9 protein-coding genes are annotated in these 9,001 nt (G+C 71.7%); 6 read left to right on the top strand and 3 right to left on the bottom strand.

Annotated elements, in window-relative coordinates; translation table 11 throughout:
• Both E9934_RS19175 and E9934_RS19170 read right to left on the bottom strand, forming a co-directional pair.
• Positions 1-839: SPFH domain-containing protein (locus tag E9934_RS19175; protein ID WP_158295074.1), on the bottom strand; the 839-nt coding region annotated here is incomplete at its 3' end.
• A 157-nt stretch (positions 840-996) separates the two neighbouring features.
• On the bottom strand, positions 997-1,872 hold the full coding sequence (locus tag E9934_RS19170) for an LLM class flavin-dependent oxidoreductase (protein WP_238695059.1): 876 nt from the start codon (positions 1,870-1,872) through the stop codon (positions 997-999).
• A 119-nt stretch (positions 1,873-1,991) separates the two neighbouring features.
• Between E9934_RS19170 and E9934_RS19165 the strand changes: the two genes are divergently transcribed.
• From E9934_RS19165 to E9934_RS19155, 3 genes are read left to right on the top strand one after another with little or no spacing between them, the layout of a single operon-like run.
• Positions 1,992-2,720 (top strand): SDR family NAD(P)-dependent oxidoreductase, encoded by a 729-nt coding sequence (locus tag E9934_RS19165; protein ID WP_158295073.1) that lies wholly within the window; start codon positions 1,992-1,994, stop codon positions 2,718-2,720.
• Positions 2,717-3,205, top strand: coding sequence for a VOC family protein (locus E9934_RS19160; RefSeq protein WP_136564506.1), 489 nt, complete (start codon positions 2,717-2,719; stop codon positions 3,203-3,205). The genes E9934_RS19165 and E9934_RS19160 overlap by 4 nt, the downstream gene beginning before the upstream one ends.
• The gene (locus tag E9934_RS19155; RefSeq protein ID WP_136564505.1) at positions 3,202-4,035 is read left to right on the top strand and encodes an SDR family NAD(P)-dependent oxidoreductase; all 834 of its coding nucleotides are present in this window, start codon (positions 3,202-3,204) and stop codon (positions 4,033-4,035) included. The genes E9934_RS19160 and E9934_RS19155 overlap by 4 nt, the downstream gene beginning before the upstream one ends.
• A gap of 40 nt (positions 4,036-4,075) precedes the next feature.
• Here the strand turns inward: E9934_RS19155 and E9934_RS19150 are convergent, their stop codons facing one another.
• Positions 4,076-5,146, bottom strand: coding sequence for an enoyl-CoA hydratase/isomerase family protein (locus E9934_RS19150; protein ID WP_238695058.1), 1,071 nt, complete (start codon positions 5,144-5,146; stop codon positions 4,076-4,078).
• 77 nt (positions 5,147-5,223) lie between these two features.
• On the opposite strand from E9934_RS19150, the gene E9934_RS19145 reads away from it, so the two are divergent.
• Genes E9934_RS19145 through E9934_RS19135 form a run of 3 tightly spaced genes read left to right on the top strand, consistent with a single transcriptional unit; the run spans position 5,224 to position 8,487 of the window.
• Positions 5,224-6,735 carry an NAD(P)/FAD-dependent oxidoreductase gene (locus tag E9934_RS19145; RefSeq protein WP_136564503.1) on the top strand — a complete coding sequence of 504 codons (1,512 nt, stop codon included), beginning with the start codon at positions 5,224-5,226 and terminating at the stop codon, positions 6,733-6,735.
• Positions 6,736-6,746: 11 nt separating this feature from the next.
• Positions 6,747-7,883 carry a hypothetical protein gene (locus tag E9934_RS19140; protein WP_136564502.1) on the top strand — a complete coding sequence of 379 codons (1,137 nt, stop codon included), beginning with the start codon at positions 6,747-6,749 and terminating at the stop codon, positions 7,881-7,883.
• A gap of 10 nt (positions 7,884-7,893) precedes the next feature.
• Complete coding sequence (locus tag E9934_RS19135) at positions 7,894-8,487, top strand: TetR/AcrR family transcriptional regulator (RefSeq protein ID WP_136564501.1); 594 nt, start codon at positions 7,894-7,896, stop codon at positions 8,485-8,487.
• The last annotated feature ends 514 nt before the right edge of the window (positions 8,488-9,001 follow it).

Here is a 9,001-nt window from a genome sequence, read left to right as displayed (position 1 = left end):
TCGATCACCACGCGACGGGCGTCCAGGACGGCCTGCGCCTGCTGGCGCTGCAGCATCGCGGCCGCGATCTCGGGCGCGTAGGAGAGGTTGGACAGCCGCACCTCGAGGACGTCGAGCCCGGCGAGGTGGACACGGGCGTTGACCTCGGCCGCGAGCTCGTCGGCGACCAGCTCGCCGTCCTCGCGCAGGGTGGTGACGTCGCCCTGACCGGTCGGGTCGCTCGGTGCCGCCGGGACGCTCGCGGGTGCGGTGTCGGCCTCGGCCAGCTCGGCCGCGACCGCGGCCATCCGCTCGGTCTGGTGGTCATAGGGGTGGCGGGCGACGACCTGGCGCAGCGCGGACTCCGACTGGCTCTCGATGAAGTCGTGGTAGTCGTCCACGGCGAAGTGCGCCTTCGCGGTGTCCTTGACCTGCCACACGACGATCGCCGAGACCTGGACGGGGGAGCCGTTGCGCTCGTTGACCTTGATGGTCGCGGTCTCGAAGTTGAGGATCCGCACCGGCACCTTCGACCGGCCCGTGAACGGCACGGTCAGGCTGAGGCCCGTACGGCGGATCGTGCCGAGGTAGTTGCCGAAGAACACCACGACCCGGGTCTCGCCCGGTGCGACGACCGTCAGGCCCGACGCGAGGGCGGCCCCGGCGAGCGCGGCCGCGATCCCGCCGGCGATCAGCAGGGTCGCCGTACTCGTCGCGATGTCGGAGGACGCCGCCTGGCTGAACAGCACGACGGCCCCGCCCCACAGCAGCAGGACGCCCAGCAGCGCCGGCCAGCCGTTGACGGCCGTGGCGTTGCGCTCGTCGATGTCGAGGCGGGTCTGGGTCTCGGTGATCGGCATGGGGGTCTCCTTCGGGCCGGGGGAAGTCCGGATCTCAACCATAGCAGAGTGATATCACTTTGCTAGTGGGCACGAGGTGGGACTCCGCGCCCCGCGAGGTGGGACTCCGCGCCCCGCGAGGTGGGACTCCGTGCGCCGCGAAGTGGGACTTCGCGGGTCAGCCGAGCAGCCCGGCGACCAGCTCGACCTGCCGCGGGTCGTCGCTGGTGGGGATGAGCTGGACCTCGTCGCAGCCGAGGTCCGCGAACCGGTCGAGTACGACGCCCAGCTCGGCGAGCGTGCCCGCGAACCCAGCGGTCGGGGCCAGTGCGTCCACGAACTCGGCGGGGATCCAGTTCATGTAGTGCCGCAGATGCCGGTGGACCTGCCCGCGAGGATCGTCGGTCGTCTCGGTCAACGCGAACCAGAAGGACGTCGTCAGTCGCGGCGCCGGCCGCCCGGCCTCGGCCCACGCCGTGCGCGCGGTGTCGAAGAGGTCGGACGCCGCGGCGAGGTCGAGGTCCAGTGACATGCCCGCGAGACCGTCGGCCCAGGCCGCCGCGCTGCGCACGGTCTTGTGTCCGTGCGTGCCGACGAGCAGCTCCGGCCCGCCGGCCTGGGCCGGCGACGGGCCGACCGGTCGCGTGGCGCCGGTGACGTTCTCGCCCGCCCAGACCCGACGCATGACGCCGGCACGCTCGGCCATGCCGCGCATGGTCCGGCTCGACCAGTCCGCGCCGACGGCCGCGTAGTCCTCCTCGCGCCCACCCACGCCGAGGCCCACGGAGAGACGCCCGCCGCACAGGCGGTCACCGGTCGCGAGCGCCTTGGCGAGCATCACCGGGTCGTGCAGCTGCGGCACGATCACCGTCGTGACCACGCGCACGCGGCTGGTCCACGCCGCGACGGCGCCCAGCAGGGTCAGCGCATCGGGATTGTCGAAGGCGATCCGCTCGCCGAAGGCGAGCGAGCTGAACGGGCTCTCGTCGGTCAGCCGCGCCCAGCGCTCGAGCGTCGCCGGGTCGATGTGTGGCTCCATGACCGGCAGGGTCATCCCGACATCCATTCCGCTGTCCATGTCGGTCACTTTCCCAGAGGCTGGACGCGGTGCCTAGAACAGGTTCTAATCTTGGTCGGCGGCGACCGGCCGCCCCCGACAGCCAGGAGCCTCCCGTGACCGCAGACCGCCAGCAACGCTTCACCGACCGCCGCATCGTCGTCACCGGCGCGGCCGGAGGTCTGGGCGAGGTCGTCGCGGAGCAGTTCCGTGCGGAGGGCGCCCGGGTCGTCGCCACCGACGTCCGCGAGGCCGATGGCGTGGTCGCCTGGGACCTGACCGACGACGCGGCGCGCGCCGGCTTCGTGGCCGACGTACTCGCCGAGCTCGGCGGACTCGACGTGCTCTGCAATGTCGCCGGCATCCAGGTGTTCACGCCGCTGGGCGAGGTCACCGCCGACCTGATGCGCCGCCACTACGAGATCAACGCCCTGGCGCCGATCATGCTCGCGCAGGCCTTCGCGGACGCGCTGGTCGAGAGCAAGGGCAATGTCGTCTCGGTCGCCTCGATCTCCGCGGTCATGGCCCAGCCCTACAACGCGCCCTACAACTCCTCGAAGGCCGCGCTGCTGCTGGGGATGCGCTCGATCGCCCTCGACCTCGGCCTCAAGGGCGTCCGCGTCAACTGCGTCTCGCCCGGCGGCATCGCCACGCCGATGGTGGAGGCCGCGGCCCTGGGCCTGCCCGCCGACACCGACTGGAACCTCATCGCCAAGAGCACCTCGGTCATGCCGGGATTCATGCCGCCGTCGGAGGTCGCCGACTCCGTCCTCTTCCTCGCCTCCGCCGCCGCCTCCTCGATCACCGGCGCCAACCTCGTCGTGGATCGCGGCGTCGTGCTGTGAGCGCGATCAGCCAGCTCGCCTGGGTCGTCGCCGATCTCGACGCGGCCGAGTCGGCCCTCGGCTCGACGTACGGCGTGGTCGCGTGGACCCGGATCCCGGAGGTCCACTTCGGCCCCGACGGCTGCACCCACCGTGGCGCACCGGCCGATTTCGTCGCCGACATCTCCCTCGCCTACGCCGGCGAGCTGCAGCTGGAGATCATCCGGCCGGTGCGCGGCGAATCGATCTACACCGAGTTCCTCGCGACCTCGGGTCCAGGCCTGCACCACACCTGCCGCGAGGTCGACGACCTCGACGCCGCGGTGGCGGACGCGATCGCGGAGGGTCGTGAGGTGATCCAGGCCGGCACGATGGCCGGCATGCGGTTCGCGTACGTCGACCTGACGGCCACCGGCGCGGGCCTGATCGAGCTCGCCGAGATCGGCTCCGAGCTCGTGCCGTTCTATGACCACATCCGCGCGCGCTCCGAAGGGCGCGCCGCGTGAGCGAGCCGCGCCGCGCGGTGGTGACCGGCGCGGGGGAGTCGTCGATCGGGCTGGCCGTCGCCGACGCGCTGGCCGACCAGGGCTGGGACGTCGTCGTCACGACCCGCCGCCAGCCGGTGGGGCGCTATGCGTGGCACGAGCTCGACCTCGCCGACCGCTCCTCGGTCGCGTCCTTCGCCGCGTGGTGTGAGCGGCGCTGGGACCGTGTCGACCTGCTCGTCAACTGCGCGGGCATCCACCTCGACCTCGGGTCGAAGTGGAAGGAGCCTCAGCTCCTCGACGGCCACGAGATCCACTGGCGCACCAACTACCTCGGCACCGTCGACCTCACCCACGCGCTGCTGCCGCTCGTCCTCGCCGCGGCCGACGCCGGCAGCGGGCCGCGCGTCGTGCACGTCGTCTCGCAGCTGCACGATCGGGGCACCACCGACCAGCTGCTCGGCCGGCCCGTCGAGCACGACTCCTGGGCGTCGTACGGCACGTCCAAGCTGGGCCTGGTCCATCACGCGGCCTGGCTCGCCGAGACGTACGGCGACCGAGGGCTCGTCGCGCTCTCGGTCCACCCCGGCGCGGTGTCGACGTCCATCGCCGACCGCGGCCTCGAGACCCGGCCGCTGCTGCGCCGGCTGCGCGGCGTCGCTCGCCCGCTGGAGCGGCGGGTGCTGATGACGCCGGAGGCATCGGCTGCCCATCTGGTGCGGCTCACCGCCCCCGACGTCGCGCCCGGCTACTTCCACAAGTCCCACCCGGCCGAGCCGGCACCGGCCGCCCAGGACGCCGCGGCCCGGGCCGAGCTGATGGCCTCAACCCACGACTGGCTCGCCGGCTGACCCCGTCGTCCCGTGCGGATGTGTCGGTTTCGCGGCGCTTTCAGGACTGATCTGCACGGGACGACAGCCCGAGCTCGCGCTCCCCCAGCGGCGCGAAGTACGACGCCACGTCGGCGTCGCTCACCTCGGCGACCGTCGCGGGCGACCACCGCGGCGACCGGTCCTTGTCGACGAGCTGTGCGCGCACGCCCTCGACGAAGTCGTGTCCGGCGTGGAAGCGCAGCGCGAGCCGGTACTCCAGGTCGAGCGCGGCCCGCAGGTCTGGCAGTTCGGCCGCCTCCCGCAGCGCACGAAGGGTCACCCGCACCGAGGTCGGGGACTTCGCCTCGATGGTGTCGGCCGCGCGGATCGCATCGTCCCGGCCGGTCGCCCGTAGTCGGTGGAGGATCGTCAGGACGTCGTCGCCGGCGTACGCCTCGTCGAGCCAGGTGCGCGCCTCGAGCAGCGGTGAAGCGGGGGCGGGCTCCTCGAGCTCGGCCAGCACCTCGTCGGCGTCGCGGACGGCGAGGGCCTTCAGCAGGTCGGGGATCAGGGCGCTGGGCAGGTAGTGGTCGGCGAAGCCGGTGGCGATGGCGTCGCCGGCACCGACCGAGCCGCCGGTGAGGCCGAGGTGGGTGCCGGTCTCGCCGGGCGCGCGGGAGAGCAGCCAGGTGCCGCCGACGTCGGGCAGGAAGCCGATGCCGGTCTCGGGCATGCCGATCGACGAGCGCTCGGTGACGACCCGCTGGCCGGCGTGCGCGGAGAGGCCGATCCCACCGCCGAGGACGATGCCGTCCATGATCGCGACATAGGGCTTGGGGTAGTCGGCGATGAGGGCGTTGAGCCGGTACTCGTCGGCCCAGAACTCCGCGGCCGCCGTCCCGCCGACCTTGGCGTCCTCGGTCATCGCGACGACGTCACCGCCCGCGCAGAGGCCGCGCTCGCCTGCGCCGAGGAGGACGACCGTCCGCACCGTGTCGTCGGCGGCGAGGTCGTGCAGCGCGTCGGTGATCAGCCCGACCATCTCGTGGGTCAGGGCGTTGATCGCGCGCGGACGGTTGAGGACGACGTACGCCGCGTGGCCCTCGCGTCGCAGCAGGACGGGCGGCTCGGCGCTGCTCGGGGTGGTCACGCACCGATTGTCCCTTGACGACATCGGCCTTCAATCATACATTCAGTCACTCAACGTATGATTGAAGGGTTGGCGGCATGGGGCACGGAAAGACGGCCATCGTCCTCGGTGGCAGCGTGGCGGGACTGTGTGCGGCGGGCGTCCTGGCCGCGCACTTCGACGAGGTCGTCGTCCTCGAACGCGACCTGTTGCCCGCCGACGCGGAGCACCGGCGCGGCGTGCCGCAGAGCAAGCATCCGCACTTCCTCCTCAACTCCGGGCGGACGGCGATCGGCGCGATCTTCCCCGGCTTCGAGGACGCGATGCTCGCCGCCGGCGGCCGGCTCCTGATGCCGTCGATGGATGCCGCCTACTGCGAGAACGACGGCTGGGCGCCGCGCAAGCAGAGCACCATGACGATGGTCTACAGCTCGCGGATCATGATCGAGCGGGTGCTGCGCGACAAGGTGCGGGCCCACGCCAACATCCGGGTCGTCGAGGGCGCCAGCGTCACCGGCCTGGTCACCGAGGGGGGCGGTCGCCCGGACGGCCGCGTCACCGGGGTCGCGTGGCGCGACGCCGACGGCGCCGACCACGTGAGCGCCGCCGACTTCGTCGTCGACGCGCTGGGCCGCGGCACGTCGGTGCCGGACTGGCTGGTCGCCGCCGGCTGGGACGCCCCGCCGGAGCGCACGCTCGACGCGAAGGTCACCTACACCTCCCGCTGGTACCAGCTGCCGCCCGCCGACCAGCGGCCCGACGGCTGGTGGTGGAAGCACCTGGTCATCACGCCGACCCAGGACACCGGCGAGCATCCCGACGAGCACGACTACCTGTCCAACTTCTTCCCCATCGAGGACGACAAGGCCATCGTCTGCATGGGCTCGTGGGGCCTGGACATGGCCCGCAAGACCGATGCCTTCGAGGCGTCGGCCCGCCGGGTCCGGGCTGCCACCTTCGGCGCCGCGATGGACGCCTGCACGCCGCTGTCCGAGGTCCACCTGACCCGGTCGACCGGCAACAAGTGGCGGCGCTACGACGAGCTCGCCACCCCGCCCGTCGGGCTGGTCGCGATCGGTGACTCGATCTGCGCGTTCAACCCGTTCTATGCCCAGGGCATGAGCTCCGCGGCCCGCTCGGCACTCGTGCTGCGTGACCTGCTCGACGCCCGCCCTGCGGTCGATGTCGCCTTCCACCGGGAGTTCCTCGCCCAGCAGCGGAAGTCGCTCGACGTGCCGTGGATGCTGGCGATGGCCCGGGACCAGGCCTACGACTTCGCCACCGGCACCGAGACGGTCGCGCCGTGGCGGCGCAAGCTCGCCGCCAAGGTGTCGTGGCCGGTGTTCAACGCCATCACCGCCGCCTCCCGGGAGGACACCTACGTCGAGGAGACCTTCACTGCGGTCTTCAACCTCGACAAGTCGCTCAAGGAGATGGCCCGCGATCCCCGCTTCCTGTGGGGCCTCGTGCGCTACCGGCTGCGTCAGCTGCTGGGCCGCACGACCGTGCCCGGCGGCTTCGACGAGCGCCAGGACCCACCCGGCACGGACTGGACCGACCCCATGCGGGCGGCCGCCGAGCGTCGTACCGTCGAGCACGCCCACGCCTGAGGAGCCACCGCATGAGCTACACCTGTACCGACGAGGCCAGCAAGGTCACCGAGGACCTCGGCTTCAGCTGCGAGGGCGCCAACGCGTTCGTCACCTTCCGCAACCCGTTCGACCTCGAGAACGGCACGCTGCCGGTGCTGGAGCTGCTGATCGTGGTCGGCGCCGTGTGGGCGCTGGTCCACGCCTGGCGGCGCTGGCGCCGCGACGGTGATCCGGTCAACATCGCGCTGTGGTTCTCGTCGCTGGTCTACCTGGCCGTCGTCGAGCCGCCGCTCTACTTCCCCGAGTGGTTCAACCTCGAGGAGTACGTCGGCTTCATCTTCAGCCACAACGTCTTCACCGTGCAGTTCATGTTCGACCGGCTGCCGCTCTACATCGTCGCGTTCTACACCGTCATCACGCAGCTGACCTACGAGGTGGTGCGGGCGCTCGGCATCTTCCAGCGACGCGGGCCGCTGGTCGGCGCGGTCGCGACCGCGTTCGCGTGCCAGGTGTTCTACGAGACCTTCGACCAGCTCGGCCCGCAGCTGCAGTGGTGGGCGTGGAACCCGGACAACGCGGTCAATCAGCCGATGTTCGCGTCGGTGCCGATGAACAGCATGTGGGTGTTCGCCTCGGTCTCGTTCGGCGTGCAGACCTGGCTGGTGGTCAAGCTCGTCGGCCTGCGCGAGGGACGTACGTCGTTGCGTGGCGGCCAGGTCGCGTGGCGCACCGTCGTCGCCGGCGTCCTCACCCCGGTGCTGATGGTCGTCCTCGCGGCCCCGACGCGGGTGGGGCCCACCGATGGCGAACACACGGTGCAGCGGATCCTCGTGACGGTGCTGCTCGGGCTGCTGTGGGCCGTCGGTCTGCTGCTCCTCGCCGAGGCCACCCGCGCCACCTGGCGGGGGAGCGCGGAGCCGGTGGCATCGCCGTGGTTCGCCCGGATCTACCCGATGCTCTATCTGGACGTGCACATCGTGCTGTGGCTGGTCGCCCTCCCGGCGTATCTCGGCGCGACCGACGGCATCACCGACTCCGGGACCCCCATCGGCAGCGGTTGGTATGCCCTGGCCTGCATGGCCGTGTGCACGTGGTTCGTCGTCGCCGCGTGGCGGGCGACGGCACCGGGAAAGGTCCCCGCCGACCCGGCACCGGCCGCGGCGTAGTCTCGCGGCCGTGGCACAGCACGGGTGGGGTGGTCGGCCGCCGGCCGGCGACGAGGAGGCGCGGCAGCGCATCGTCGACGCCGCCGCTATCTGCATCGACCGCTACGGCGTCGCGAAGACCACGCTCTCCGACGTCGCGACCGAGCTGCAGGTGACCCGGCAGACCGTCTACCGCCACTTCGCGAAGGTCAGCGACATCGTCGGGGTCGTCGCCGAGCAGGGCGCCGCGGCGTTCGTCGACGACCTCGTCGCGCACCTCGACGGGGTGGCGGACGCCCGCCGGGCCGTGGTCGACGGCTTCCTCTTCTGCTTGCGGGCCATCCCCGCCGATCCCCGCCTCAGCCTGCTCCTCGAGCTCGGCGATGAGGGCGCCTTCGGCCGCCGCGCCACCGCCGCCCCCGTCCTCGCCTACGGCGCCGCCATGCTCCGCCGCTACCCCGTCGACTGGGCCGCAGCGGGCATCGCCGATGCCGACCTCGACGGCCTCGCCGAGGTCATCATGCGTCTGCTCATCTCCATGCTCGAGGACCCGGACGTCGCCACCCGCTCGGATGACGACGTCCGGGCGCTGCTCGAGCGGTGGGTGGTCCCGGCGCTGGACTGAGGCGCGCGACTAGGCTGGGAGCCGTTGCCGATCACGAGCAGAGGTACCTGTGCCTGCCAGTCGTTCCGCCCGTCAGAGGAAGGCCAGCGCCGAGGCAGGAGAGCTGGCTGTGGTCCGCATCGACGTGAGCCCTGACGACTCCTACGCCTACACGATCTCGTGCACTCAGTGCGAGGTCCCGCGGCCGGGGACGGGTACTCGTGCCTGGAGCACACGTCGGTCGGGTGAGGACAACGGCTACATGGCGGCAATGGACCGCTGGATCCTGCACCTGACGGCCAAGCACCCCGACGCGGAGGCTCCCTGCCTGCAGTACCTGCCCGAGGCGCGCGCACGTCTCCAGGAGCGACGCGACGCCAAGGGGTGAGTCCCACCGTATCCCTCACCGCCTCCGGTGGAACCTGACGTCGCCGTTGGGGAGGAGTTCGTGGGTGTAGGCGGGGTCGTGGATCCGATGGTGATGGTGGCTGCAGAAGCTCTTGCCGTCCTTGATGTCGGTGTGGCCGCCGTGGGC

This window comes from Nocardioides caeni, assembly GCF_004912195.1.
GTDB classification, from domain to species: domain Bacteria; phylum Actinomycetota; class Actinomycetes; order Propionibacteriales; family Nocardioidaceae; genus Nocardioides; species Nocardioides caeni.
This window is presented reverse-complemented; position numbering and strand designations above follow the sequence as displayed.